The 26,409-nt window shown below is 37.1% G+C and carries 23 protein-coding genes; 7 read left to right on the forward strand and 16 right to left on the reverse strand.

Annotation, left to right across the window (positions count from 1 at the left end; genetic code table 11):
• Nucleotides 1–87: 87 nt before the first annotated feature.
• Complete coding sequence (locus QLG01_RS05805) at nt 88–504, reverse strand: lysozyme inhibitor LprI family protein (RefSeq protein ID WP_282496003.1); 417 nt, start codon at nt 502–504, stop codon at nt 88–90.
• 798 nt (nt 505–1,302) lie between these two features.
• Between QLG01_RS05805 and glyQ the strand changes: the two genes are divergently transcribed.
• A complete protein-coding gene (gene glyQ / locus QLG01_RS05810) occupies nt 1,303–2,280 on the forward strand; it encodes a glycine--tRNA ligase subunit alpha (RefSeq protein WP_002044989.1) in 978 nt (325 codons plus the stop codon).
• Nucleotides 2,280–4,349 carry a glycine--tRNA ligase subunit beta gene (gene glyS / locus QLG01_RS05815; protein WP_282496004.1) on the forward strand — a complete coding sequence of 690 codons (2,070 nt, stop codon included), beginning with the start codon at nt 2,280–2,282 and terminating at the stop codon, nt 4,347–4,349. Before glyQ ends, glyS begins: the two co-directional genes overlap by 1 nt.
• A gap of 42 nt (nt 4,350–4,391) precedes the next feature.
• Here the strand turns inward: glyS and QLG01_RS05820 are convergent, their stop codons facing one another.
• The 4 genes from QLG01_RS05820 to QLG01_RS05835 form a co-directional block, all read right to left on the reverse strand.
• Nucleotides 4,392–4,856 (reverse strand): Panacea domain-containing protein, encoded by a 465-nt coding sequence (locus QLG01_RS05820; protein ID WP_282496005.1) that lies wholly within the window; start codon nt 4,854–4,856, stop codon nt 4,392–4,394.
• Nucleotides 4,846–5,820, reverse strand: coding sequence for a hypothetical protein (locus QLG01_RS05825; protein WP_282496006.1), 975 nt, complete (start codon nt 5,818–5,820; stop codon nt 4,846–4,848). The genes QLG01_RS05820 and QLG01_RS05825 overlap by 11 nt, the downstream gene beginning before the upstream one ends.
• A 391-nt stretch (nt 5,821–6,211) precedes the next feature.
• On the reverse strand, nt 6,212–6,499 hold the full coding sequence (locus tag QLG01_RS05830; protein WP_282496007.1) for a YciI family protein: 288 nt from the start codon (nt 6,497–6,499) through the stop codon (nt 6,212–6,214).
• Between the two features lie 66 nt (nt 6,500–6,565).
• Complete coding sequence (locus QLG01_RS05835; RefSeq protein WP_282496008.1) at nt 6,566–7,468, reverse strand: DMT family transporter; 903 nt, start codon at nt 7,466–7,468, stop codon at nt 6,566–6,568.
• Between the two features lie 108 nt (nt 7,469–7,576).
• Here QLG01_RS05835 and QLG01_RS05840 point away from each other — a divergent pair, with 108 nt between their 5' ends.
• On the forward strand, nt 7,577–8,443 hold the full coding sequence (locus QLG01_RS05840) for a LysR family transcriptional regulator (RefSeq protein WP_282496009.1): 867 nt from the start codon (nt 7,577–7,579) through the stop codon (nt 8,441–8,443).
• 237 nt (nt 8,444–8,680) lie between these two features.
• Nucleotides 8,681–9,391, forward strand: a complete 711-nt coding sequence (locus tag QLG01_RS05845; protein ID WP_282496010.1) for an amino acid racemase — start codon at nt 8,681–8,683, stop codon at nt 9,389–9,391.
• A gap of 36 nt (nt 9,392–9,427) precedes the next feature.
• Here the strand turns inward: QLG01_RS05845 and QLG01_RS05850 are convergent, their stop codons facing one another.
• Complete coding sequence (locus tag QLG01_RS05850) at nt 9,428–10,324, reverse strand: LysR substrate-binding domain-containing protein (protein ID WP_270903376.1); 897 nt, start codon at nt 10,322–10,324, stop codon at nt 9,428–9,430.
• A 171-nt stretch (nt 10,325–10,495) separates the two neighbouring features.
• On the opposite strand from QLG01_RS05850, the gene QLG01_RS05855 reads away from it, so the two are divergent.
• Together QLG01_RS05855 and QLG01_RS05860 are read left to right on the forward strand one after the other, a co-directional pair.
• A complete protein-coding gene (locus QLG01_RS05855; RefSeq protein ID WP_013196750.1) occupies nt 10,496–10,915 on the forward strand; it encodes a hypothetical protein in 420 nt (139 codons plus the stop codon).
• 96 nt (nt 10,916–11,011) lie between these two features.
• Complete coding sequence (locus tag QLG01_RS05860) at nt 11,012–11,446, forward strand: hypothetical protein (RefSeq protein ID WP_282496011.1); 435 nt, start codon at nt 11,012–11,014, stop codon at nt 11,444–11,446.
• A gap of 101 nt (nt 11,447–11,547) precedes the next feature.
• Here QLG01_RS05860 and QLG01_RS05865 read toward each other — a convergent pair whose 3' ends face one another.
• Together QLG01_RS05865 and QLG01_RS05870 are read right to left on the reverse strand one after the other, a co-directional pair.
• Entirely contained in the window at nt 11,548–12,903 is a 1,356-nt protein-coding gene (locus QLG01_RS05865; protein WP_013196748.1) for a S8 family serine peptidase, read from the reverse strand.
• Nucleotides 12,904–12,938: 35 nt separating this feature from the next.
• Nucleotides 12,939–13,247 (reverse strand): hypothetical protein, encoded by a 309-nt coding sequence (locus QLG01_RS05870; RefSeq protein ID WP_013196747.1) that lies wholly within the window; start codon nt 13,245–13,247, stop codon nt 12,939–12,941.
• A 591-nt stretch (nt 13,248–13,838) separates the two neighbouring features.
• Here QLG01_RS05870 and QLG01_RS05875 point away from each other — a divergent pair.
• On the forward strand, nt 13,839–14,672 hold the full coding sequence (locus QLG01_RS05875; RefSeq protein ID WP_282496012.1) for a hypothetical protein: 834 nt from the start codon (nt 13,839–13,841) through the stop codon (nt 14,670–14,672).
• Nucleotides 14,673–14,734: 62 nt separating this feature from the next.
• On the opposite strand, the gene astE is transcribed toward QLG01_RS05875, so the two are convergent.
• From astE to QLG01_RS05915, 8 genes are all read right to left on the reverse strand, one after another.
• Nucleotides 14,735–15,709, reverse strand: coding sequence for a succinylglutamate desuccinylase (gene astE, locus QLG01_RS05880; RefSeq protein WP_282496013.1), 975 nt, complete (start codon nt 15,707–15,709; stop codon nt 14,735–14,737).
• 12 nt (nt 15,710–15,721) lie between these two features.
• Nucleotides 15,722–17,065 (reverse strand): N-succinylarginine dihydrolase, encoded by a 1,344-nt coding sequence (astB, locus tag QLG01_RS05885; protein ID WP_004789725.1) that lies wholly within the window; start codon nt 17,063–17,065, stop codon nt 15,722–15,724.
• Nucleotides 17,066–17,082: 17 nt separating this feature from the next.
• The gene (astD, locus tag QLG01_RS05890; RefSeq protein WP_282496014.1) at nt 17,083–18,552 is read right to left on the reverse strand and encodes a succinylglutamate-semialdehyde dehydrogenase; all 1,470 of its coding nucleotides are present in this window, start codon (nt 18,550–18,552) and stop codon (nt 17,083–17,085) included.
• Nucleotides 18,552–19,583 (reverse strand): arginine N-succinyltransferase, encoded by a 1,032-nt coding sequence (gene astA / locus QLG01_RS05895; RefSeq protein WP_005301103.1) that lies wholly within the window; start codon nt 19,581–19,583, stop codon nt 18,552–18,554. The genes astD and astA overlap by 1 nt, the downstream gene beginning before the upstream one ends.
• Before the next feature lie 18 nt (nt 19,584–19,601).
• Entirely contained in the window at nt 19,602–20,816 is a 1,215-nt protein-coding gene (locus QLG01_RS05900; protein ID WP_005301100.1) for an aspartate aminotransferase family protein, read from the reverse strand.
• A gap of 135 nt (nt 20,817–20,951) precedes the next feature.
• The gene (locus tag QLG01_RS05905; protein WP_013196743.1) at nt 20,952–22,226 is read right to left on the reverse strand and encodes a Glu/Leu/Phe/Val dehydrogenase; all 1,275 of its coding nucleotides are present in this window, start codon (nt 22,224–22,226) and stop codon (nt 20,952–20,954) included.
• Nucleotides 22,227–23,265: 1,039 nt separating this feature from the next.
• A complete protein-coding gene (locus QLG01_RS05910; RefSeq protein ID WP_282496015.1) occupies nt 23,266–24,693 on the reverse strand; it encodes an amino acid permease in 1,428 nt (475 codons plus the stop codon).
• 414 nt (nt 24,694–25,107) lie between these two features.
• The gene (locus QLG01_RS05915; RefSeq protein WP_282496016.1) at nt 25,108–26,385 is read right to left on the reverse strand and encodes a hypothetical protein; all 1,278 of its coding nucleotides are present in this window, start codon (nt 26,383–26,385) and stop codon (nt 25,108–25,110) included.
• Nucleotides 26,386–26,409: the final 24 nt, after the last annotated feature.

Raw genomic sequence — 26,409 nt, forward strand, 5'->3', positions numbered from 1 at the left:
TCGTTTAAAAAATATCATTTTGCATTCTTAAATTTAATCCAGTGAAGTACGCTAAGCGTCACGAGGTGACGTTTAAAATAATTCGTCTTAATTAACGTATTCTTCTAGCTGCTTTACACGCTCGGCATACTCTTGCATTGGGCAATATGAATACATCGGTGAGCCAATGTATGAGCCTGCATTACTACATTCCTGATCTACATAAGCTTTCCAAAGTCGCTGAGATTTTAAAATATCTTGGTAACGCTCTGGCTGTTTGTATTCTTCGCTTTGTATACCAATTTGATCAATGAGAGCAACAATTTTTTCCTCATAAGTCTTTTTAGCTTTTTCAGAACAGCTATGCACGACCATGTTATTAATACTCTCAAGCTCCATTTCTTTAATAGTCTGGTCTACACATTGACTATATTCATCTTGCTCATCAGTTTCGGTTTGTGCATATAGCCACGGACTACAGAAAAGACTGGATAAAACAATGAGTTTGCAGCAAAATTTCAGCATAACTAATTCTCGATTCTATAATTTTTAATATGCTGCAATATAACAAAAATTCTATAACGGTTGCTTATCAGTCTAAATTCACAGAACATCAACATTGAATGAACGCTCAGCTAATTGAATATAAAATCCTTATAAGCAGAACTATATTAATTAAACATTTTGATTTGATCGCATTCTTAAATACATTAATTTGCATTCATGTTATATAGTTATAAAAATCAAATTTACATTGATTTATATGAAGAACGCTATCTTTAATAATTTAAAAATCTTCATTCAAAATTTAGATCCAGATAAAGATCAAATTTGGCATTGTCTAATCATGACACCGATCCACCTATATATTATTGGTTTATTCCTATTATTAGGCCACATAACTATCTACGGAAGATTTGCTTTTGGAACTATAGGAGATATTCCTATAATTTTGCTTTTCATGACAGTAATTTATTACGTATTAGTTTTTATACCTGCATATTTTTTACAATTATTCTTGTTGAAATTCAATTTCCTTAATTTCTTCTCTATCCTTGCAAGTGCAATTATTCTCACCTTTTTAATACCTAATATCTTAATAATTTTTTTTCGAGACTCATGGGAACTAATGCCATTAGAGGGCTTATTTTTCTTCAGTTGTTTTTCTTTAATTTTCGCTATTACATATTGGATATTACTACTCAAAAGTATAAAAAAAGCAGCTAAACCATCAAATCTGAAATTCCCAAACTAGCCTTTGCCACTCCCCCACAAAATCCTTATACTTAGGGGCAATTTTTCTCATAAATTCGTGGATGCTACATGAGTCGCGCCATCTCGCACATTGATACATTTCAGGGCTTAATTCTTGCCCTACAAAACTATTGGGCCGAACAAGGCTGCGTCGTACTACAACCTTACGACATGGAAATGGGCGCTGGAACATTCCACACCGCAACATTCTTACGTGCTTTAGGCCCTGAAACTTGGAATGCTGCATACGTTCAACCTTCACGTCGTCCAAAAGATGGCCGCTATGGTGAAAACCCGAACCGTTTGCAACACTACTACCAGTTCCAAGTGGTGCTTAAGCCAAACCCAGATAACATCCAACAGCTCTATCTTGATTCTTTAAAAGCAATCGGGATTGATACGCTTACTCATGATATTCGCTTCGTAGAAGACAACTGGGAATCTCCGACGCTAGGTGCTTGGGGCTTAGGTTGGGAAGTTTGGCTTAACGGTATGGAAGTGACTCAGTTCACTTACTTCCAACAAGTCGGTGGTGTTGAATGTTACCCAGTAACAGGTGAAATCACTTACGGTTTAGAACGTCTTGCAATGTACCTTCAAGGTGTAGACTCGGTTTATGACCTTGTTTGGACGAAAGGCCAATTCGGTACGGTAACTTACGGCGACGTATTCCATCAAAATGAAGTTGAGCAATCGACTTATAACTTTGAATACGCTCCAGTTGAAAAATTATTTGAACTGTTTGATTTTTACGAATCAGAAGCAAACCGTTTAATTGAAGCAAAACTTTCTCTTCCTGCTTATGAGCAAGTTGTTAAAGCGTCTCATACCTTTAACTTGCTTGATGCACGTGGCGCAATTTCTGTGACTGAGCGTCAGCGTTACATTTTACGTGTACGTACTTTGGCTCGTGCTATTGCACAAAGTTATGTACAAGCACGTGCAGAGCTTGGCTTCCCAATGGCAGAACCACACTTACGTGATGAAGTATTGGCACAGTTAAAAGCACAAGCTGAAAGTGAAGCAGCAAAGGCGGAGAAAAACTAATGAGCAAACATACTGTTTTATTCGAACTTGGCTGTGAAGAGCTTCCACCAAAAAGCTTGAAAACTTTACGTGATGCTTTACAGGCAGAAACGGTAAAAGGCTTAAAAGATGCGGGCTTAAACTTCGCATCAATTGAAGCTTATGCAGCTCCACGTCGTTTAGCGCTTAAAATTGTTGATATCGATGCTGCTCAAGCTGATACACAAAAACGTTTTGACGGCCCTGCTGTCCAAGCGGCTTATGATGCAGAAGGCAAACCGACTAAAGCACTTGAAGGCTTTATGCGTGGCCAAGGCATTACAGTTGATCAGCTTTCTACTTTCCAAGCAGGTAAAGTTGAAAAAGTTTGCTATTTAAAAGATGTGAAAGGTCAAAGCCTTGATGCTTTACTTCCACAGATTTTACAAACTGCATTAGACAATTTGCCAATTGCTAAGCGTATGCGTTCTGCTGCAAGCCGTACCGAATTTGTGCGTCCAGTGAAATGGGTTCTTTTACTCAAAGATGACCAAATTGTTGACGCAACGATTCAAGATCACAAAGCTGGTAATGTGACTTATGGTCATCGTTTCCATGCACCTGAAGCTGTGACGTTAGCGCATGCAAATGACTATTTAGCTGCTTTAGAAAAAGCTTACGTTGTTGCAAACTTTGAAAAACGTCAAGCAACCATTCAAGAACAAGTAAAGAAATTGGCTGATGAAGTTAACGCAACTGCGATTGTTCCAGCTGACTTACTTGATGAAGTAACAAGCCTCGTTGAATGGCCAGTTGCTCTTCGTGCAAACTTTGAAGAGCGCTTCCTTGCTGTTCCTCAAGAAGCACTTATTACGACGATGCAAGACAACCAGAAGTATTTCTGTTTGATCAATGCGGAAGGTAAATTACAGCCTTACTTTATTACTGTTTCAAATATTGAGTCTAAAGATCCGACTCAAATTATTGAAGGTAATGAAAAAGTTGTTCGTCCTCGTTTGTCTGATGCTGAGTTCTTCTTCTTACAAGATCAAAAGCAACCACTTGCATCTCGTAAAGAAAAACTAGCAAACATGGTATTCCAAGCACAACTTGGTACGCTTTGGGACAAATCAACACGTATTGCAAAACTTGCAATTGCATTATCTTCAATCACTGGTGCAAACCCAGCCGATGCTGAAAAGGCTGCATTACTTGCTAAATGCGACTTAACCTCTGAGCTTGTAGGTGAGTTCCCAGAGCTTCAAGGTATTGCAGGTACTTACTACGCGCGTATTGAAGGCGAAAACACTGAAGTTTCTGAAGCTTTAGGTGAGCAATATTTACCAAAATTTGCTGGTGATGTTTTACCAAAAACCAAAACAGGTACAACGATTGCTCTTGCTGACCGCTTAGATACCCTAGTTGGTATTTTCGGTATTGGACAAGCGCCGACAGGTTCTAAAGATCCGTTTGCTCTTCGCCGTTCAGCAATTGGTATCTTACGTTTAATCATTGAAAATGAATTAGATATAACAATTGAAGAGCTAGTTAATCTTGCACTTCAAGGTTATGGCGACATCGTTAAAGACCACGACAAGACTCTTGCAGATGCGGTTGCATTCTTGGAAGGTCGTTACCGTGCTAAGTATGAAGACCAAGGTGTTGCTGTTGACGTACTTCAAGCTGTTCAAGCACTCGCACCGAAGTCTCCACTTGATTTTGACAAGCGCGTAAATGCTGTTAACCACTTCCGTACATTACCTGAAGCTGCTGCACTTGCTGCTGCAAACAAACGTGTTGCTAATATTCTTGCAAAAGAAGCGGCACCAGAAGGTTCTGTAGTTGAAGCAAACTTGGTTGAAGATGCTGAAAAAGCATTATTCGCTGAACTTCAAGCAGTTACTCCTGCTGTTGAACCATTACTTGCAGCAAAAGATTACACCGCTGCCCTTTCTAAGCTTGCAGCGCTTCGCGCGCCGATTGATGCATTCTTTGATGGCGTAATGGTAATGGCAGATGATGCTGACCTGAAGGCAAACCGTTTACGTTTATTGGCTCAGTTGCGTAACTTGTTTACTGCTGTGGCTGATGTGAGTGTGTTACAGGGTTGATTTAGTCTTTTAAAAAAACCCGCTTTAGAGCGGGTTTTTTATTTATAAAGCTTTATATTGCTGAGCAAGTTCAGGTAAATTCAAAATTGTATACCTATCATTATTTTTTATAGGATACGTTGAATAAACATAATCAATAAAATCATTAAAATACATTGATTTAGTTTTATCTATAACTTTGTTTATAATCTTTTTTGAAGTTGAATCAATATCAACATTCATATCTTCTCCAACATAAGCTATCACAGCTTTATTGTTCCCATACGGATTCATTTTATTTTTAATAATAAAATTTTCACTTCTATTAGCTAGTTCAGAGATATCTCTGACATATGGTCCATAATGGTTAAAAACCCATTCGATATCTGTAGCTTGATGGCCTACTAAAACTGAAGAAAACCAGTCCGTCAAATATATCATTTTTGTTAAACGCGCATCAGATAACTCATCTTTAAAAGGATAATTCTGACAAATATAAGCCATTATTTTTTCTAGTTTATTGTCCATGACTCTCTCCCTCAAGACTATCTAAAAACTCTTTTTCTACATCTCCAAAATCTTTAGTAGATTTGCCACTCTCTTTTTCACATACTTTCTCAATATACCCTATAAGGTTACTTTCATACTCTGTACAATGCTTACCAATATTTCTAACTCTACTATCATTAAATTTTCGACCATTGCATTCAAAAACAATAATTCCTATAGGTTCTAATCTATTATCAATTCTTTTAGCATAATACTGGCAAGGTTTCATACCTAAAGTTGTAACTTTTTCTCGAGAGAAACCATAGTTATGATTTTGGTAAGCATAATAGGCTTCTTGGTCGTCTTCAAAAATAGGACAATCATTCAAGTCAATATGTTCTCTATTTGTCCAAGCCTTACTAATAACTCCACCATTCAAAATCACACGGTTCGTATTTGCTTTACCAATCTGAGGATTTGTTGAATATCTCCCAACATAATAAAACTGATTATCTTTAAAATAATATACCGTAGCACGAGTATCAGAATCATTAATATTTAATTTTTTCATTGTAGTACTAAGCCAAGTTATAACCAGCTCACGATAAGCCAATTCTAACTTCTTATTTAAAACTTCTTTATCTTCAGTTATACCTCTCATTTGCTGTTCAAGAGAGTTATTCTTATTTTCAATACTATTGTTTTCTACAAATAATTTATTACTATCAATCCATTGAAAACTTTTAGCTATAGAATATGAAACAAAGCCAATTAAAATTAGAAAGATTGGACTTAAAAAAAAAGCCTTTAGACCAAGAAAGGAAAAATCCCAGTAAATTGAATATTGATCTACTCCTTTTGATGTAAGCCATGCTGCACCGATACCAATAAAGGCTGTACCTATTACATCTAAAATTAAATAAAAAGCTTTTCTAGATATATTTAATAAAGCTACAATCCAATCAATTATTCCCAAACTTTTCCCAGTAAACCCAAAGTACATTAAAAACTCTCATTTAAGTAATAACTTATTTATACAAAGACTTAAAACACATATGTTACTTTATATTTAGAAATATTTATATATTTCTAATACTCCATCAATTTTGTATCAACCACACTCCACCCATGATTCTAAGCATAAAATATAATTTTTCAGTCCTAAATTAGGAAAACATAACTATCATAGATTACAAAATTAACAACTTATAAAGCAAATAAAAAATATATAGGTAGTTAGACTATAAAAAAGATATCTTTAGCACAAGAAATGAATCATAGACAGATAATTTTATATAAAACTAGAATTACTTCAACATTATAGAATAGTGACAATATAATCTAATTATTTGGATATACTACAGTGATTTGCATATTTCAAGTAAATCTCAAACCTAATTAATAAGCATTTCTATTTCTTCTAAACTTTTCGATGGCTCAAACCACATAAAATCATAATCAGCCACATCATGAATATAAAACGGATCATTTTTCATGATTTCTTCGGCCTCCTGAATCGAAGAGCTTAAAATTAAAATCACTCCACCTACCCTATTTTCTCGACGCCCCGATGCCAAAAATTTCTTCTGCTCATAGTAATGGTCTAAAAATGCAATATGCTCTTTCAGTACAGCATCAACTTCGGCTAATGATTTTTTATAGGTTAAGGTAACAACAATCATTTCATTCTCTTAAAGGAAATAGTGCATGACATAGAAGAGTTAAACTACTGATAGCTTATCTATAGTTTATTCGATAGTACGCCGATTCCCCCAATTCATCCACACTAAACTCCCCACAATAATCACTCCACCTAACAGCACAATCATTGACGGTTTTTCATTTAAGAAAACAACTGCCAAACTCATTGCGACAATCGGCGAGCAATATAAAAAATTCGATGCAATCGTTAATGGCATATTTTTAAGTACATAGCCCCAAAGTACATAAGCCATCGCACTGGGAAAAATACCCAACAACAGAATCGACATATTGGCCTGCCAAGTGGCATGTAAAATTTCAGCAGACAACTGCGCGCTATAGAACAGTAAAGGAATGGTTCCGAACCAAATGATGTAGCACATCATGCTCAAAGCATCATAATTTAAGGCAAATTTTTTATATAAATTAAAGTAAATCGCCCATGCAATTGCTGCCAAAACAATCAACAAACTGTAAGGGCTCGGCACACCAAAGCCTCGGTCACCACTGACTACCAAAACGGCGCCGCAAAGACCAAGTAAAATACATAGCCACTGTTTGAAACTGATTTGTTCTTTAAAAAGCAAAGCTGAAATAATAAAGGTAAATAGCGGAATAGATTGACTTAAAATGCTAGATGCAACCGCACTAACATATTGCTGCCCCGTATTTATAAGTAAGTGATGCAAGGTCACAGAGAAAAATCCTAACACACCAAGTGCCGGAACATCTTTCCACTTTAACGGCTGAATGCCTTTTTTCATGACCAAAAGTAGTAAGAAAACAGATGCAATCAAAAAGCGAAGCAAGGCAATATGCTGCGGTGTATATGAATACAAAGCACTGTGTACGCCAATAGGTGAATAACCCCAACAAAAGACGGTAATAGCAATACACAAATAAAGCTTAAATGCCGGAGGCTGTGTTTCGACAGCAAGTGAAATTGCCATGTTAAATCTGCACTAATGAAATGGAACTCTTTCATCATATGCGCATGGATAGTTGAATAAAATTAACTTATATTGAGTCTAATATTCATTAAAAGTGAATGATAAAACATGGATATCGCTCAGTTAAAAATGTTCCAAACCGTGGTTGAATGCGGCACGATGACCAAGGCGTCTTTGCAGTTGCATTGCGTTCCATCTAACATCACGGCACGCATTAAACAACTTGAAGAAGAACTCGGCGCACCTCTGTTTTATCGGGAAGGGAAAAGTTTAAAGCTCACCCCATCTGGAGAAATCTTTCTTAATTACTGCCAAAAAATTTTAGCGCTTTGTGATGAAGCAAAACGAAGCATTCATCCTGATGCACCACCGTCTGGCCCACTAAAAATTGGTGCTATTGAATCTTCTGCCACAACCCGTTTACCTAACCTACTCGCGAAATATCATCAACGCTATCCAGAAGTTTCCATTCAAATTATTACTGGCACATGGAAACAGCTATTAGTTGATATTTCTCAGCATAAACTCGATGGTGCGATTGTCGCTGGTAATATTGAGTTTCCAATGCTAAATAAACTCGGTATTTATCAAGAAGAAATTATTTTAATTGCCCCCGAATCTTTCGGTGAAATCCACTGTCAAGAAGACCTGATTGGTAAAGAAATTTTTATGTGGACTGAAGGTTGCCCTTACCGCGCTGCTCTTGAAGAATGGCTTAAGCTCAAAAATATCTCGCTTCCAATTACCAGCATTACCAGTTACGCCACTATTATTGGTTGTGTGAGTGCAGGCTCCGGTGTGTCTTTAGTACCAAAGAGTCTTTTTGAGCAATATAAAAATTTAACCAGTATTCGAGGCTATAAATTTGAACATCTTGCATTTATGCAGAACCAGTTTTTCTGGCACAAAAATGTGAGTAACCACAAAGCGAGAGATATGTTTTTAGAATTGATTAAATCTGAATTTATAGCTTAGCTTTGCATTCAAATAAAATCTTCCATGTAAAACCCTATGCTTTACATAAAATAATGATGCATAAAACACATCGCGATATTTTAAATATTTTAATTTTATTGATATAAAACAAAATCTTAATATCATTTAAAAATCAATTATAAAAACATAAACTGCATGACCCATCCGTTTTTTGCAACGACCTTACTCAAAAGAAGCAGATGCTAAATACATAACATATTTTTTGAGTCATTCAACATGAATAAAGCAATTGGAATTTTAGGTGGTATGGGTCCACAAGCCACGATTGATGCCATGGATAAAATTATTAAAAATACGCCAGCACATTGTGATCAAGAACATATTCCTGTCATCACGGTTTCTATTCCAGACATCCCAGATAGAACACAATCAATTATCAATCATGATGATAAACCACTCGAAAAAATGGCTGAATATCTTAAAATTTTAGAAGCAGCGCAGGTCGGCTGTATCATTATTCCCTGCAATACTGCCCACTTTTGGTTTAACCAGTTACAGCAACGTACCCAAACCAAAATGATTAGTATTATTGAATCTGCGGTTCATTTTATTCAAGACAGCCAAATTGCTGAAGTTTGTATTCTTGCGACGTCTGCCACCATAAGCACTCAGCTTTACCAAAACCAATTCATCCAAAACAATATTCGTTTCTCTACCCCATCTGTTGAGATGCAACACAAAGTGATGCAAAGTATTTATCAATACAAAGCAGGAAATATCGAAAAATCAAAACAACTTATGAGCGAGGTTATTCATTTTTATAGACAAAACAAAAGCATAAAATTCTTATTGGCATGTACTGAAATTCCGCTCATCTTACAAGACAATATCCAAGACCATCCTGAACTGTTTGTTGATGCGACCGATTTACTCATTAAAAATGCGATTGCGTGGTATCAGAAATCATTAACAGCATCAGCCGCATGATTAAATGAAATTTAATGCAAATTATGCATAATTAATTTAGGCAATGGTCCAATCAATTGCCTTCACAAAATTCCATAATCCTTCAGAAGTTGCATTAAGCCTTGCACTACTGCGATATAAATAAATATCGACAGACAGTACCGACTCTTTCATTGGTACGATCATCAACTGATTTTGTTTTAATTCATCTTGAATGCTGTAATCGGGTAACCACCCTACGCCATAGCCACCTTTGATCATGTCCTTAAGTAATAGACTCATTGAAGACACAAAATTTGTCTCAAACTTGTCCGAATGATGATCTTGTAGAAATTTATTTACCTTTTTCCCCATGTAACTGTCATCGGTATAGTTCATGAGCGGAATTGAAGTATCTTCGAGTGAAAATTTAGGTCGACCTAAATGATTTGGAGCCGTGACTAGATAAAGCTTTGCTGAAAACAACTTATGGCACAAAAATTGTGGATTCATTAAGTCATCATCATAAAAAGATGCAATAAAGTCACATTGACCATTTTTAAGAGAATCTACAGTTTCATTCACATTGATTGCTTCAACATGAAAAATCTTTTCTTGGTAATTTTTTAAATTTCCTAAAATTTTAGGAAAAATATATCCCGCCAAAGAATGTGCAGAAGCAATCGTGACTTTGCTTCGCACATGATTATCACCTTTAATTTGATCTATATTAAACTCAAAATCATCCAGTAAATTTCTAGCATGCAATATAAAAAGCTTACCCTGCTCCGTTAACTGTAAAGGAGAAGTTTCTCGATCAAACACTTCAAAACCAAGACTATTTTCCAAGGCTTGAATGCGACGACTCAGCGAAGACTGAGAAATATTTCTAATATCAGAAGCGACTGTAAAATTTCGGTATTTTTCTAGAACAATCAGGTCATATAACCATTTTAATTCAATGTTTTGTATCACTTAAGGCTCCAGATCATTCTAGAAATTTAGATACGGTATTTAATTATATTTGAAATGATGATTTATCGTAATCAAATCGTATGGGTTTTATCTCATTGCAGTACAAGCTTTATTTTTAACAGTAAGATCACCACTTCATCTTTTGATTCTGGTTGGGGAGATTTATCCAAAATGAAAACCATACACATTTTATGTATTGCGACCTCTATGTTGGCTTCATCGACCTTATTTGCAGAAACAACGCAACCACAACAAGTAGGTGAAACAACCTCTAAAGCACAACCTTATGGTGATAACCCAAGTTTAGGTCGTGTATTGTTGTATAAAACTGGTAAAGGCATACAAAATTTAGGAGACTCTATTCAAGGAGCTTCTGAAAAAACCTCAAATAAAATTAGCGAAAAGTGGAAAAACACCAAAGAATTTACAGCTGAAAAAGCAGAAGTTGTTCAGCAGAAAGCAGATACAGCCAAAGCTTTTACAGAAAATAAAATAGATCAAGCGAAGCAAAATATTACCAGTAGTCGAAACGGTGAAAATATCCCAATTGAACAAGGTGAGCTAAGTAAATCGAGCACAACAACTAACTAATTTGCTAAGACAGCGCGATAAATTCGCGCTTTTATAAATACAGATATTCATTTAGAACTATTGATCATCAACTATAAAGAGCTAGGAATCTGCCTTATGAATAGTCAAAAACTTCTCTTTTCAACGCTATGCTGCTTAGCATTAACTGCATGTGCAACCTCTGCACCTCCTTCTTCATCTTATTCTCAGGCACAAGTTTTAGAGCAAGATACCAATATCGAAGCTTATCCATCAACTACAGGTAATGTAGCCAAACTCATTAAACAAGATAAGCAAGCTTGTATAATTGAATTTACGGGATATTTAGGGGGCGGGCACGTTACTGAACACTGGGTATTTAATGATAAAGGTCTGATTTCAGCCACATCATTTACCCAACAATACCCTGATGAATCAGGCATATTAAATCAGGCAACTAACTCTACAACCAAAAGCTCAACGACTTTTAATATTCAAGATCCAGAAATTCAGAATAATTTCAAAAAACTCCAAAATAACTTTAATCCAGCAAATCTAGCAAAGTGTAATTAATACTTTTACATAAAAAGCCCGTTGCAGAAGTTATCCTTTGCAACGGGTTATAGCCATTTATAAATTTCTTGGACCTAATTTAAAAATTATAAATAAGCTATTTAGTTAATAGTCAAACCATTTGTTGCTGCCAGTAAATCAATACGCGGGAAAACCAAGCCCGTTCTTGAGTCAGTAATTGGTTTACCTGTCGTTTTTAAACGGCTGATGGTTTGATCAATACTTTCTGTTGGACTCACACTATTCGCTCGCAACAAAGCAATTGCACCGGCCACATGTGGTGTCGCTTGAGATGTACCTCCCATAGTGTAGCCACCCGCGGTAATCATTGCCCCCGGTGCCAATAAAGTCACAAGGCTACCACCATTACTGAAACACGCCACTTTGTCTGCTGCTGTTGTTGGGTCAGAACATTTCACTGGATTCCCCCATGACACACCACCAATATTACTGTCATAAACAGCACCAACTCTTACTGCACCAGCAACACAGGCAGGAGATGAAATTCCATCTGAAAATGCATCATTGCCTGAAGCGACTACAGGTACCACACCAGCAGCTCGTGCATTAGCAAATGCCGTTCCATAACTGCTGTCGCTACACTCCGAGGTATATTTAACACCCGGCACGCCAAGGCTTAAATTAACTGCTTTAATATTATAGGTTTGTGCATTATTTACAGCCCAGTTAATCCCTGCGAGGATATCACTATCATAAGCTGTGCTTACCCATTTACCTTGGGATCTGACCTTTCTAAACACATCAATTCCTATAATTTTGGTCTTGGTGGCAACCTTAGACACAATGCCTGAAACATTACTACCATGCCCATCATCATCTAAAGCACCATCATCTGGTGCACTATCAAATGAGTAAACTACGCGACAAGTATTTGACGGTGTATTTACTGCCGTACAACCAAAATCAGAATGAAGATAATTCACCCCTGTATCAATCACTGCAACACTCGAGCCTTCACCAGTGAAACCATTGGTATTTGCTTGTGGTTGATTAATTAAAGGTAAACTTTCATTGGTCGTGGTTTGATTAATACGATTTGGATAAACCGCTTTAACATTCGGATCATTGAGTAAAGAGACCAAAGCTTCGCGGTTACTAATCCGATAAAAAGCTAAAGGCAAATTATTGTAGTCTCGAAGTACTTGAACACCACCAGCACGGTTAAACCTTGCCTGTAAATTTTTCTTATTTGTTGCAATATAACTTCGCCGTTCTAACCCGGAAGGCACGCTCACCGAAGCAATATTGTATTCAACAATTAAATCATTCGAATCATTATTAACCAAGGCATCTAAATCGATTTTGCCCTGAAATACTTTTTGTTTTGCTGCCTGATTTAATCGCTGTTTAGCACCTTTAGAATCTAAAGGAAGAGCTGATGCAGTTGTACTTAAAATCGTACATAGACCTAATAGAAATAACGTTTTACTTTGCATTATTTTTCTCCGTAGTTTTTCAACTAACAATTTACTTATTTCGCTTTTATTTCATTTGCTGGATCTTTTTCTGGATCAATCGGTTGAATTGAAGGATCACTTTTTGTGTCATAAAAAGGAACAGTATCAGCTGATACCGATTGTGAATGAGTTGAATGTTGAGATAGATTTCTAGGTTGAGTAGGCTCCTTAAGTTTAGAAAGAAAAGACGATGTGTCTGGTTGTGGCGAATTCGACTCATGTAAAGCAGAATTAAACACATCAGATGCACCACTTGTGGGCTTTAAATAGAGAACAACGGCGATCAAGCCAACTATTACAAGAAGGGAAGCAATAATTTTCATCTGTCATATCTCTGTTTTTTTGTTTATAGATATCTATTTTTATTTTTGATTATTTGAAATAAAGCAGCATTTCTTAATATATTTTTCATGTGAAAAATCTATTTAATGAAATACATAACCACTAAAAAGTTAAAATAACTTTATCCCGAATAAGCAAAAATACAGTTCTGCCCTGTACGTTTATATTTCTGGCAGAAGATGGTTCAAAAAAGTGCTAAAAAGCGCCTTATTCTCATAATAAGCAATAACTATGCCGTTTACTCCAATAAATAGTGAGATTTACATCACATTTGAAGATATAGAGAACAAACTCGAAAAAACGAAATGAAAAAATTAAAATATATTTTTTTAAAATCTAAATAATAAGAACTCATTTTACTTAATTAGATTTTCTAATAAATAAATGTTCTTTTTCACTTTATTATTAATTTTTATTAATCTCCACAATTCCTCCCTAGTCTGTTTACTCAACGTAACACTGTTGTAACGTTTTGATGAAGTCAGTTCCCAAGCCCATATTCCCTTGGCTATGATTCGTTTGCGTTTATGAAATACCTCACTAAAAGGGTATATTCTTTGAAGGATATCGCAATGAAAATGATGAAAACAGCTATCGTTACTGCAAGTGTTCTTGCTTCTGCTTCTATTTTTGCACAAAGTGCGGGCGTTAATGCAGATGCTTCTGCTCAAGTAAATGTACAACCGGGTGGTCTTGTTAGTGGCGTAGCCAATACAGTCAAAAATACTGCACACACTGTAGGTAGCACAGCAAAGCATGCTGGTCATGTCGCTGCTGACACTACAGTTAAAGCAACTAAAAAAACAACAGGAAAAGTGACTGAACTTTCTTCTAAAGCTGCAAATGGTACAAAACACATAGCAACTGAAGCTGCAACGGGTACCAAACACTTTGCTACCGAAGCAGTAACAGGTACTAAAAATGTAGCGACTAAAGCTGCAACTGGTACTAAACATTTTGCTACCGAAGCAGTAACAGGTACTAAAAATGTAGCGACTAAAGCTGCAAACGGCACTAAAAACCTAGCAGTTGAGGCTAAAGCCGATACAAAAGCAGGTTTTAATGCTGTAAAGACTAAAGTTACAGAAAAACAAGCAGACCAAAAAGAATTTACTGCTGAAAAACAAGCTAATGCTCAAGCGCATGTAGATGCAGTAAAAACTCGTGTAGCTCAAAATCAAGCTGAGCAAAAAGAATTTGTAGCTGATACTAAAGCTGATGCCCAAGCACAGTTGAATGCAGCTCAACCAGCACATGCAATTAATGCTCAAACTGGTGTAAATGTTGGTGTTAACGTTGGCCCTGTTGGAGTTAACACAAACGCAAATATAAACGCTGGTGCTCAAACGTCTACACAAAAAGCTGAAAAGAAATCTTGGGTTAAAGGTCTTTTCGGTACGAACTAATATCTTATACATAAAAAAAGGGCAATCAATTGCCCTTTTTTTATTTCTTAAAAATCAAATGTTCAGCTGGTTTCAGTTAAAACCAAACCTGCACGTAAACCAAGTTTCACATTTGGATTTGGAAATAAAATCCAGACTTGATCTTGCTCAACAACATAATTGCCAGAAGGTTGAGTCGCAATGATTTCACCTTTGGTAAAAGTCGAGAAATTTGGTGCCTCAGCCGATAAATTCATCTCAAAATCTTCGTCTTTTTTAATTAAAGAATCCGATACTTTAAAGACCCGAATTTTTGTTTTATTACGTGGTGGCAAGGCTTGCTCAGAAACCACATGACGAATCACTTCATCAATTGCAGCAAACTGGCTTAAGTCATTTTGTCCAAATGGTAAGGCTTTGCCTAACTCTAAAGTTGCGCTCGCAGCTTTAAAATTTTCACTGGTAAAATGCGTAAAGGTTTTACCGACCGCATTGTGGTAAACCAAAGCGTCCAAATCAGCTGATTCAAGGCTCGCTGTCAAATCTGCATCATAAGCATGTGTTTGATAGGGAAATAAAGCAAACGTTGGCAACAAAGAAGCACGAATTGCGGTGTGCAAATCATAGTGATAACGTTTTGCTTGGCTTGAACTTTCCTGAAAAAAAGTCGTAACCACTTGCTCTAAAACTTCAGCACGTTTTGATTCTTCAGTCACAGGTAGAGTTTTATACCCACCACAAAACATTCGGTTTACATCGTCATACACATAACGTTTACCTTGACGCATTGCATAAGGATTACCCAGTACAAACAGTAATCTCACAGCAAGGTTTAAACGTCCTGCAAACAAATCTGTGCATAGATGAGATAACAATTCAATTGGTGCTGTTTCATTACCATGTACTCCAGCTGACAGTACGACAGCTTTGTCGTACTGTGCATTTGGCGTACATTCAAGAAGTCCTTCACCTAACCAACGCCAAGAAAAATTATCTTGTTTTCCTTCGCGGGTTTTAGGTTGCTCACCTTGTAAGGTTAATGCTAGAAAATCTTGCATGTCACCTCCTCATTATTTTTGGAAAGGATAAACCGAACCTAAACCTAAAATTTTGGTCAGTTCATCGAGTGCCATACGGCTTTCCATGAGTAAATGCGGATCAGCCAAATCTTCTTGTGCTAAACGATCACGATAGTGTTTATCGACCCATTGATTGAGTGTGCCAAACAATTGATCGTTCATGAGAACTTTTGGATTTACAGCATTTAACTCAGTTTCGTTTAAAGCTACGCGTAAACGTAAACATGCCGGACCACCACCATTACGCATACTTTCACGTAAGTCATATACCTGAATAGCATCAATTGGTGTACCCATCTGAACCATATCGTTCAGATAACCCCAAACTGCCTTATTCTGGCGAGACTCTTCTGGCACAACAATGGTCATTCCACCATCTGGGCGAGTCAAAATCTGGCTATTAAATAAATAAGTTGCTACGGCATCATCAACAGTAACGCGGTTTTCAGGAACTTCAATCGAGATAAAATCTTCACCGATGCTTGCCATTTTCTGACGAATTTCAGCAAAAGCTTGATCTTGATTTAAGAATGCATGTTGATGATGGAATAAAACCTGCTGGTTACTTACCGCGATAACATCGTTATGGAATACGCCCTGATCAATTACATCCGGATTTTGCTGAACAAAAACAGTATGTGCATCATCTAAACGATGCAAACGTGCAATTGCTTCACTTGCCTCGCGCGTCTGACGAGCAGGATAACGTTTTGGTCCAGGTAAACCATTATTTAAATGTTGTTGACCATAAACAAAAACTTGAACTCCACGTTTAGCATAATCACCACCTAAGCGATTGTGATTTGCTGCACCTTCATCACCAAATAAGGCCACTTGTGGTAAAGCTTCATGGTGTACAAAGTGACGTTCATTTTTAAAGATCGCTTGTAGGACCTGACTTGTAGTTTCAGCTTCAATTGAACGGTGAAACTTATTATTCAAGTTCGCTGCGGTAAAATGCACGCGTTCATCTTGGCTATCTGCCGAAGGTGAAACAGTTGCCGCATTTGCAGTCCACATTGGTGAAGCTGAACTTAGCGATGATAATAGTTCAGGTGAATGACGCATTGCTTGAGCAACTACGCTAATGTCATCTCCTGTAAAACCTAAACGGCGTAACATTGGAACATGTGGACGCTCATGCGGAACAAGCACACCTTGTTTCATTCCCATGTCAGCCAAGGCCTTCATCTTTAGCAAGCCCTGTTTAGCTGCTAATTTTGGATTCGAGGCGTTATTACGGTTTTTTGTCGATGCTTCATTACCAAACGACAAGCCCGCGTAGTGATGTGTTGGTCCCACCAAACCATCGAAATTTACTTCATATCCTTTCATTTTTCTTTCCCTAGTGTTTAAGGCAACACAATCCCTGGAGATAATTTTTCTGGTAAGGTTAAGCTGTCACTTTCAAGTGAAGCCATTGGCCAAGCACAATAATCAGCTGCATAAAAGGCACTTGCGCGGTGGTTACCGGATGCCCCCACACCACCAAATGGTGCAGCACTTGAAGCACCTGTTAATGGCTTATTCCAGTTCACAATACCGGCACGCGCTTCAATAAGTACTTGATCAAACAGTTCACGTTTTGGTGAAACCAGACCAACAGACAAACCAAAGCGAGTTGCATTCGCAATTTTTAATGCTTCTTCAAAGTTGTCATAACGTTGAATCGTCGTAAGCGGACCAAAATATTCTTCATCTGGAATATCTGTGATGCCTGTTACATCAACAATGCCTGGAGTAAGTAACGAACTATCTTCTTGTGGACGCGTCATTGGCAACAAGCTTTTTGCGCCAAGCTCAAGCAATTTTTGTTGAGCAAGCATCATATTTGATGCGGCAACTGACGAGATAACACCACCCATAAATGGTTGTTGCTCATCATTCCAACGACCAACTTTTAGATTTTTAGCAACTTCAACGAAACGTTGAATAAATGCATCACCTTCTGCGCCATTTTTTACCAAGATACGGCGTGCACATGTACAACGCTGACCCGCCGAAACAAATGCAGATTGAATAGTGAGATTAACTACTGCATCGACATCAATAATTTCATCAATAATCAATGCATTATTGCCACCCATTTCAAGCGCAAGGATTTTCTCAGGTGCACCCGCCATTTGCTTATGCAAGTGATAACCAGTGTTTGCACTTCCAGTAAACAATAAACCATCAATTTCATGTGAGGCAGCTAGCGCTTCACCAGTGGTACGACCACCTTGCACCAAGTTCATAACACCATTTGGCAAACCAGCTTGCTGCCAAAGTTTTACAGTTTCTTCAGCAGTCCAAGGTGTTAATTCACTTGGTTTAAATACCACGGTATTGCCTGCCAATAATGCAGGAACAATATGCCCATTTGGTAAATGGCCCGGGAAGTTATATGGACCGAAAACTGCAAGCACACCATGTGGACGGTGACGTAAAGATGCTACACCATCGGCCATTTCAGTTGAGCTTTCACCTGTACGCTGATGATAAGCACGGATTGAAATTGCAACTTTGCCAATCATTGATTGAACTTCAGTTAACGTTTCCCAAAATGGCTTACTGGTTTCTTGGCTAATCACTTCTGCTAAATGTTTTTTATTTTCTTCAAGCAAACCCGCGAATTTCTCAACAATAGCTACACGTTCTGCAAGTGGTAAACGTGCCCATGCTGGAAATGCAGTACGCGCTGCCTGACAAGCTTGCTCTACATCAGCAGCAGTTGCTTCAGCACCTGACCATACAGTTCGGTTATCGACTGGATTTGTTTTTTCAAATGTTGTGCCGCTGCCTTGTAACCAGACACCGTTTATAAATAAAGAGTTTGACATCAGGAAACTTCCATTGGATTTAGTGATAACACACGAACAACGTGACCTTCTTGTACACCGAGTTTTTCAGCTTGTTCATGTGTTAAATTTATAGTGTTATCAACAAGATCAAGCTTCATCAACATTGCCTTATAGTCATGATAATTATCATTGGCAACGAGATATTGGGTCTTACCGACCGCAGCTTCACTTGTAATTTTGACGTTTAAGAACTGACTTTCTTTTACTGCCCGCAATTCATCAATATTGGCTTCAATGGTTGGACCCGCATCAAAAATATCGACATATCCTTGATAGCGTAAGCCTTCTGACTCAAGCACATGGTAAGCAGGCAAAGTTTGTGGGTGCATTTTTCCAATCACCTCTTGCGCATCTTTTGGCAAGAGATCTACATAGACTGGAAAACGTGGCATAAGCTCTGCAATAAATACTTTTTGCCCAATTCCACTCAAATAATCTGCTGTTGAAAAATCCATATTAAAGAAATGGTGACCAATCGCATCCCAAAATGGAGAACATCCATTTTCGTCTGAGAAACCACGCATTTCAGCAATTAACTTTTTCTCGAAATATTGCTTAAAGGCAGCAATAAACATAAAACGGATTTTCGATAAGAATTTACCGTTTTGGTTTTCACGACGCTCTGGATCTAAAAATAATGTACAGAGTTCGCTACTACCCGTTCTGTCATTACTCAAAAATAAGGTAGGTAGTGACTTATAAACGTTTAATGCTTTTGAAGCGTGTACTTGAGTACCAACATGAAAGTTGTACCAAGGCTCAATGAGTCCTACAGCAACTTCAATTGCGCTTAAACCAATAACACGTTGAGCTTCTGTATCTTCAAGAACAAACAGATAGCCTTGTTCACTTTTATGGACATTGCCATTTAAAGTATTGCGAGTACGTGAAATTCGAGCCGAAAGTGTATCCATATTTTGTGGCAAGGAAGTCAGGCCTACACCCGACTTACCCGCTAATTTATAAATATCTTCAAGGTCTCGAAACTCGGCATGACGGACAATCATCATGGCTAGCTTTCCTTTTTTTTATTTAGCCAATTTAGCCAACGCTCTTTTTAAACGAGCAATCCCTTCATCAATATCTTGTTCAGGAATGATAAGCGACGGAGTAAAACGAACCACATTCGGGCCTGCAATTAAAGCAAGTAAACCTTCTTCACCCGCCCAAGTCGTAATATCTTTAGCTTTCCCTGCATACTCAGCTTTTAATTCACAGCCAATCAATAAACCTTGACCACGAATTTCTTCAAAAATCTGATGTTCAGCGTTTAATGCATTTAGTGCATCGAGGAAATATTGATGACGATGCTTCACACCTTCGAGTACTTCAGGCGTATTAATAAACTCAAATACTGCACCTGCAACTGCACTTGCTAACGGGTTACCGCCATAAGTCGTACCATGTGTACCCACTGAAAAATGTGGAGCAAACTTATCTGTTGTTAACATTGCACCGACTGGGAAGCCACCGCCTAATGCTTTTGCAGTTGTTAACACATCTGGAATAACACCAGAGTTCATGTAGGCATACAGTGCGCCTGTACGGCCTACACCCGTTTGCACTTCATCAAAAATAAGTAACGCACCAAATTCATCACACAGTGCACGTAAACCTTTTAAAAATTCGATGTCAGCAGGAATAACGCCGCCTTCACCTTGGATCGGTTCAACAATGACTGCACATGTTTGCTCATTAATCACCGCTTTTGCAGCTTCTAAATCATTAAAGGCAACGTGGTTAATTCCGTTTGGAAGTGGTGCAAAGTCTTGTGAATATTTAGGTTGACCACCCGCTGAAACGGTAAATAAAGTACGGCCATGGAAAGCATTATTAAATGCCACAATGCCACTTTTGCCAGCAACGCCGCTGTCTAAACCAACTTTACGAGCCAGTTTTAAAGCAGCTTCGTTGGCTTCTGCACCTGAGTTACAGAAGAAAACCTTGTCTGCAAATGTATTTTCGGTAAGTTGTTTTGCAAGACGTAGAACGGGTTCATTTGTATAACCATTGCCTACATGCCAAAGTTTTGTTGCTTGTTCTGTTAAAGCATTTACTGCCACTGGATGCGCATGACCTAATGCGTTTACTGCAATCCCGCCTGCAAAATCAATATATTCTTTATTTTCTTGATCCCAAATACGTGAACCTTCGCCACGTACCGGAATGAAATTTGCCGGTGCAAAAACTGGAACCATCCAGTCGTTAAAGTTGCTTCGAGTTACAGAAATTGGCTGTTCCATGCTTACCTCAGTATTTATTTAATATATTCGATAACACTTAATTTTGAATAATTCAGAAAAAGGGGCTGAACAAATAACCCTATAACATCCTTAATATTTGCTCAGACCACTTTTCCTAAAAGTAATTTCCGCAGATTAGCCTGGGAAAATACCACGCTCTTTACGAGCTTTTAAAATACGCTCACATGCCAAGATGTAAGCTGCTGTACGTAAAGTACAAGCGTTGCTGTTCGCTGTGTTCCAAACGTCATCCATAGCTTGAACCATCAATTTGTCTAAACGCTCATTGATTTCTTCTTCAGTCCAGAAGTAGCTCGCCATGTCTTGAACCCATTCGAAGTAACTTACAGTTACACCGCCGGCGTTACATACAACGTCAGGTACTACAACAATGCCACGCTCAACTAATACGTCTTCAGCTTTAGGATAAGTCGGGCCGTTCGCACCTTCTAAAATCAACTTAGCTTTAAGTTTTTCAGCACGTTCAACTGTGATTTGACCTTCTAACGCAGCAGGAATAATGATGTCTACATCTGCAGTCCAGAAATCTTCATCAGCAATTGCTTGCGCGCCAGCGAAACCACCAACACCACCTTGGTTTGCATTTACGTGTTCACGTAATGCAACAAGATCAATACCATCAGCATTGAAAATTGTGCCAGTGTGATCTTGAACGTGAGTGATTTTTGCTTTTGATTCAACAAATAAGAAAGCAGCTTCACTACCTACGTTACCAAAACCTTGAACAGCGATTTTCGCGCCTTCAATTGGTAAATTGATTTTTGCAGCTACTTCGCGACCTGTAACGAATACACCGCGACCAGTCGCTTTAACACGACCTAAAGAGCCACCTAAGTGAACTGGCTTACCAGTTACAACACCAGTTACTGTATAACCTTGGCTTGTAGAGTAAGTATCCATCATCCAACCCATGATATTGGCATTTGTACCAACGTCTGGAGCTGGGATATCTTTTTGAGGCCCGATAATGTGACCAATTTCAGTCGTATAACGACGAGTTAAACGCTCTAATTCACGATTAGATAATTTACGTGGATCAACACGGATACCACCTTTTGCACCGCCAAATGGCAAATTCAAAACAGCAGTTTTAATTGTCATCCATGCAGATAACGCCATAACTTCGTTCAAATCAACATTCGGATGGTAACGAACACCACCTTTACCAGGACCACGAGACAAGTTGTGTTGTACACGGTAGCCTTCAAAGTGCTGAATAGAACCGTCATCCATTACAATTGGCACGTCTACAATAAGTGCACGTTTTGGACGTTTTAAAGTGTCGATAAACTCAGCTAAGTGGTCTAAGTACGGAGCAACACGGTCAATTTGTGCCAAGTAAGTTTGCCATGCATCGCTGTGTTCGTTTACGTATGAAAGATCTGACATCTTTTTTCCTATATACCTTCATAGACTCAGATTTGATAAATCTGTAATCTTTATTATTTAGCAACTAAAACCCTGAAATAACAGTTTCTTAGTTTATTTACTAAATCTTTTGCTCTTCTAAAGCATCAGATTTTTTAAATTCCATTTGTTGGTACTAAAAGTACGATCTACTTTTATATACCGATATCTTTTACAAGTTTTCTTTTGTCTAAATTGCTATTTATAAAGAGAGTTTTATAAAAGCAAAAAACTAGCCACAACCCACTAAAACCAGCCGGCTGAAATATAAATACAAAAGAAGTGACATAACCGTTTGGGAGTTAAAAAGAACTATGATTTACAAAAACCACGAGTCCATAAAATTTTTTTGACTAATCGATAGATCCCTCCATTAGTCTTTTTAAAATAAACTTTGTTCAATAATCCTACAGATTAATTATTTCCACACATACTGCTTAAAATTAAGCCGCAACATAGATATAAAATCTTCCAATAAATATAGCATAGAGCAAGCTCATTTAGAACATTTTAAAATAAATAAGAAGAGAAAAAATAATCAAATCGAACTGACATTTATAATAAAAAAACAACAAATATTAAAAAACCCTTAACTTTAATAAAAAAATATTATAGAAAACAAACAACCATAAATACAAAAAATGTAAATATTTTTATTAATATATAACAACAACTTAATAACTTTCATTTTTTAAAAAACTATCAAAAAATTATCTATTCTTCACATTAAATCCATATTGCGTTCATTCAACCCTTATATTCCAAAAAACTAAAAACAGCTCTCCATTAAATAACAAGACTAAACATAGACTTAATCAAATATTTATAATAAATAAATATTAATAAAAATCCGATCAGTGGTAAATTTATAAAACAATATTTGTTTTTATGATCAAAAATAAAAATTCATTTTTAAAAAAAATATATAAAATCCCTCCCTTTTCTAATTTCCTATAGGCAATAAAAAAGCCCCAAATGGGGCCTTTAGACTATGCTTCAGAAAGCATATCTTTGCTTAGCTCTACACCGCATCTTTCTTGTGATAAAAAAAGAAGTAGCTCGCATAACACACAAGAATGAAAACAATACAACAGATGAAGCCAACCTGCATCGAAGGATCAAATACCATGCTAATACAAGTAATAGCACAGAACAGACCACCCACGATTGGAGTTAAAGGAAATAAAGGAGCAGCAAAACGCAAATCTTTTGCAGTTTTACCCGATTTATACCACTGTCTACGGAAGTTAAATTGAGATACGCAAATTGCAATCCACACTACAACCATGGTGAAAGCAGCAACACCCAATAAATTCTTAAAAATAGTTTCAGGTGCAAATTGTTCTGAAAGTAACCCTGGTATAGCACCCAGCATTGTGACCACAATAGCTACAATAGGTGTTCCTGAAGGTGTAAGTTTAGAAAAGATTTTTGGTAATTGGTTCTTTGCAGAAAGCGACCACATCATACGTGAAGCAGCAAATAAACCAGAATTTGCAGCAGAGAGTAAAGCCGTAATAATCACAAAGCGAATAATATCTTCGGCATATGGGATACCAATATAATTAAACACAGTCACAAATGGACTATTACTCACCTCATTACCACTTAAACCAGCAAGCTGGAATGGTAACAATGAACTAATTACAACAATTGTGCCGACAAAGAAAATCAGTAGTCGCCAAATAGCAGCATTGATTGCTTTAGGAACTGTCTGTGCTGGATTCTCTGCCTCCCCAGCTGCCACACCAATTAATTCTGTACCCGAAAAAGCAAAATTAACAATCAGCATCGTTGTAAAAATTGGAAATAACCCATGTGGGAACCAGCCTTGGGCAGTTAAATTGCTAAACAACGGCGCAGTTTCGTGTCCGTGATAAGGAATAAAGCCAAAAATCGCCAGCAAACCCAAGCCAATAAAAAAGATAATTGTGACAACTTTCACAAGTGCCAGCCAAAACTCTGACTCGGCAAATAATCGCGTTGAACTAATATTAATGAAAAAGACTAAGGCACCAAAACACAATGTCCAAGCCCAAACAGAAGTAGAGGGAAACCACTCACGAACCAGCAAAGCTGCTGCGGTAAATTCTGTTCCTAAAGTCGCAGTCCAAGTTAACCAATATAACCAAGTGATCATATAGCCTGTACCCGGACCAATATAGCGACGAGCGTACTCACCGAATGATCCTGATTCTGGTACATGTACCGCAAGCTCACCAAGACATAACATCACGGTATAGGCAATTAAACCGCCTAAAAAATAAGAAATAATTGCGCCAATTGGGCCAGCTTGGGAAATTACATCACCCGACCCTAAAAAAAGACCTGTACCTATGGCACCGCCAAGGGAGATCATCACCAAATGTCGAGTACTCATTGCTCGTTTCAAAGGTGCAGAACTTCCATGTTGCGATGCATCATTATTCCGATAATTTAATGATTGCATATAAAAAACTGTAACGACAATTTAGTAAAAAATCATTTTAGGAGAAAAAAATAAATATGCAATTATCTTTGAATAGTGGAGTTATTTTAAGCAGCTCCATTTTATTTAAATAAAATAAATAACAAAAACATAATCTTATAAAAAAAACATCGTTATTTATGTATTTTAATTAACCCGATACTATTTCTATAATTTATATATTAATAAAACCCATTTATTTTAAAATATAGTATTTATATTCACTACTGGCTATATCTACTTTTAATACAATAAATATTCGCAGAACAAACACACTATTTATTTAAATAATGAATTTCAAATTAATATACAAATAAGTTTATGAAAAAATATTTTTTAAGCAAAAAATAAAGCTCAAACCTAAAGGTCTGAGCTTTATTTAACCACTATAAAGTTTTAAAAGCTGATCGAGGCTAGTTGTTCAGTCGGCCGAATTGAACCTTCTATAAATTCACACATCCCATGTTCATCACAAGATAAATTTAATTGCTTATAGCTGATTGCAAAACAGTCGGAATATTTTTTGACTACAAACGGACTCATATCCGATGATAAAGGCTCGTCATGCTTGAACAATTTAATGACTTTGCGATCATTCATTCCCAACAAATAAGTTTCATTATTTAATTTAATATGCACTACACCAGTGTGTTCAGCCACAATTGGAATCAAATAAAACTTATTCGCCAGCAGAACATCTAGAGCATAACTTTCAAACTTTGAATTAATGAGGTTGAATACCAAAATTGAGCCAAAGCTGGTCTGCAATCCTTCTTTATAATTTGCAGCGTCCTGAATTCGCTGTACTTTAATACCTAACTTTTGAAAGTCTAGCTCAGTTGCTTGCTGTGTCTTTATCAGGCTACGAGTAATAGCCTGTTTAAGCGGGTTATCAAAATAACGCTCATCAAGCTGAAAATCATTTTGGCGTAATATTTTTAACAGCATGTCATCATGTTGGGTAAGAACATGTGCAAGTACATTACGGAAGTAAAACTTACTTTGTTTTTTGACCTTGCGAACCTGCTGATAAAAATAGATCTCATCGAAATCATGTTCAATAAAATCATGCAATAAACTTGAGCTTGCCAATACAGACAATGCTTCATGACCAGTAAATGGTAAATGAATCGTATGTAAGTTTGGTAAGAGCTCTTTTATTTTTAGATAATGTTCACGATCAGTTGAAAAATAAGGGTCATAAACAATGACGTATTCACGTGCTGCATCGACATCTTGCGACTGGATCTGCATGTCTTTATTTGCCACAGCATCGAAAAACTCGGCATAGCGTCGATCTTCAACTTGGTCAGGATCAATTGAATATTGAGGCACAAATGCAATCACACGATTCATATTCAATAAATTAGAATATTTGATTGCTGCATAGCCGCCCATCGAACCGCCATAACCCACAATATTTTTAAAGCCTTCTAGAATAGGCGAAATCGCTCTTGCCAGCTCAATCATGCTCGCTTGAGGAAACCATGATTTTTGTTTTGGCATTACCCCAATAATATTATATTGGTATTTAATTAGGGACTTTTCAGCATTGATAGATAAGCCACTCGCTCGGGTAATCAAATCGCCAAAAGAGAGAACCAATGTATTAGAATCGCCTGGTAAAAAAATGGCTCTAATGTGTTCGTCTTCAAAAATAATTTGCTTATCCATGCTCACACCGAAAGAAAATTTACT

It is taken from the genome of Acinetobacter sp. V89_4 (genome assembly GCF_029967875.1).
GTDB lineage: Bacteria > Pseudomonadota > Gammaproteobacteria > Pseudomonadales > Moraxellaceae > Acinetobacter > Acinetobacter oleivorans.

Coding starts and splice junctions, on each gene's coding strand:
- QLG01_RS05910 (WP_282496015.1), bottom strand. CDS start 24,693: ATGCAATCATTAAATTATCGGAATAATGATGCATCGCAACATGGAAGT.
- QLG01_RS05840 (WP_282496009.1), top strand. CDS start 7,577: ATGGATATCGCTCAGTTAAAAATGTTCCAAACCGTGGTTGAATGCGGC.
- glyS (WP_282496004.1), top strand. CDS start 2,280: ATGAGCAAACATACTGTTTTATTCGAACTTGGCTGTGAAGAGCTTCCA.
- QLG01_RS05855 (WP_013196750.1), top strand. CDS start 10,496: ATGAAAACCATACACATTTTATGTATTGCGACCTCTATGTTGGCTTCA.
- astA (WP_005301103.1), bottom strand. CDS start 19,583: ATGATGATTGTCCGTCATGCCGAGTTTCGAGACCTTGAAGATATTTAT.
- astB (WP_004789725.1), bottom strand. CDS start 17,065: ATGAAAGGATATGAAGTAAATTTCGATGGTTTGGTGGGACCAACACAT.
- QLG01_RS05805 (WP_282496003.1), bottom strand. CDS start 504: ATGCTGAAATTTTGCTGCAAACTCATTGTTTTATCCAGTCTTTTCTGT.
- QLG01_RS05865 (WP_013196748.1), bottom strand. CDS start 12,903: ATGCAAAGTAAAACGTTATTTCTATTAGGTCTATGTACGATTTTAAGT.
- QLG01_RS05845 (WP_282496010.1), top strand. CDS start 8,681: ATGAATAAAGCAATTGGAATTTTAGGTGGTATGGGTCCACAAGCCACG.
- QLG01_RS05820 (WP_282496005.1), bottom strand. CDS start 4,856: ATGGACAATAAACTAGAAAAAATAATGGCTTATATTTGTCAGAATTAT.
- QLG01_RS05875 (WP_282496012.1), top strand. CDS start 13,839: ATGAAAATGATGAAAACAGCTATCGTTACTGCAAGTGTTCTTGCTTCT.
- QLG01_RS05870 (WP_013196747.1), bottom strand. CDS start 13,247: ATGAAAATTATTGCTTCCCTTCTTGTAATAGTTGGCTTGATCGCCGTT.
- QLG01_RS05915 (WP_282496016.1), bottom strand. CDS start 26,385: ATGGATAAGCAAATTATTTTTGAAGACGAACACATTAGAGCCATTTTT.
- QLG01_RS05825 (WP_282496006.1), bottom strand. CDS start 5,820: ATGTACTTTGGGTTTACTGGGAAAAGTTTGGGAATAATTGATTGGATT.
- astE (WP_282496013.1), bottom strand. CDS start 15,709: ATGCAAGATTTTCTAGCATTAACCTTACAAGGTGAGCAACCTAAAACC.
- glyQ (WP_002044989.1), top strand. CDS start 1,303: ATGAGTCGCGCCATCTCGCACATTGATACATTTCAGGGCTTAATTCTT.
- QLG01_RS05835 (WP_282496008.1), bottom strand. CDS start 7,468: ATGGCAATTTCACTTGCTGTCGAAACACAGCCTCCGGCATTTAAGCTT.
- QLG01_RS05905 (WP_013196743.1), bottom strand. CDS start 22,226: ATGTCAGATCTTTCATACGTAAACGAACACAGCGATGCATGGCAAACT.
- astD (WP_282496014.1), bottom strand. CDS start 18,552: ATGTCAAACTCTTTATTTATAAACGGTGTCTGGTTACAAGGCAGCGGC.
- QLG01_RS05900 (WP_005301100.1), bottom strand. CDS start 20,816: ATGGAACAGCCAATTTCTGTAACTCGAAGCAACTTTAACGACTGGATG.
- QLG01_RS05860 (WP_282496011.1), top strand. CDS start 11,012: ATGAATAGTCAAAAACTTCTCTTTTCAACGCTATGCTGCTTAGCATTA.
- QLG01_RS05830 (WP_282496007.1), bottom strand. CDS start 6,499: ATGATTGTTGTTACCTTAACCTATAAAAAATCATTAGCCGAAGTTGAT.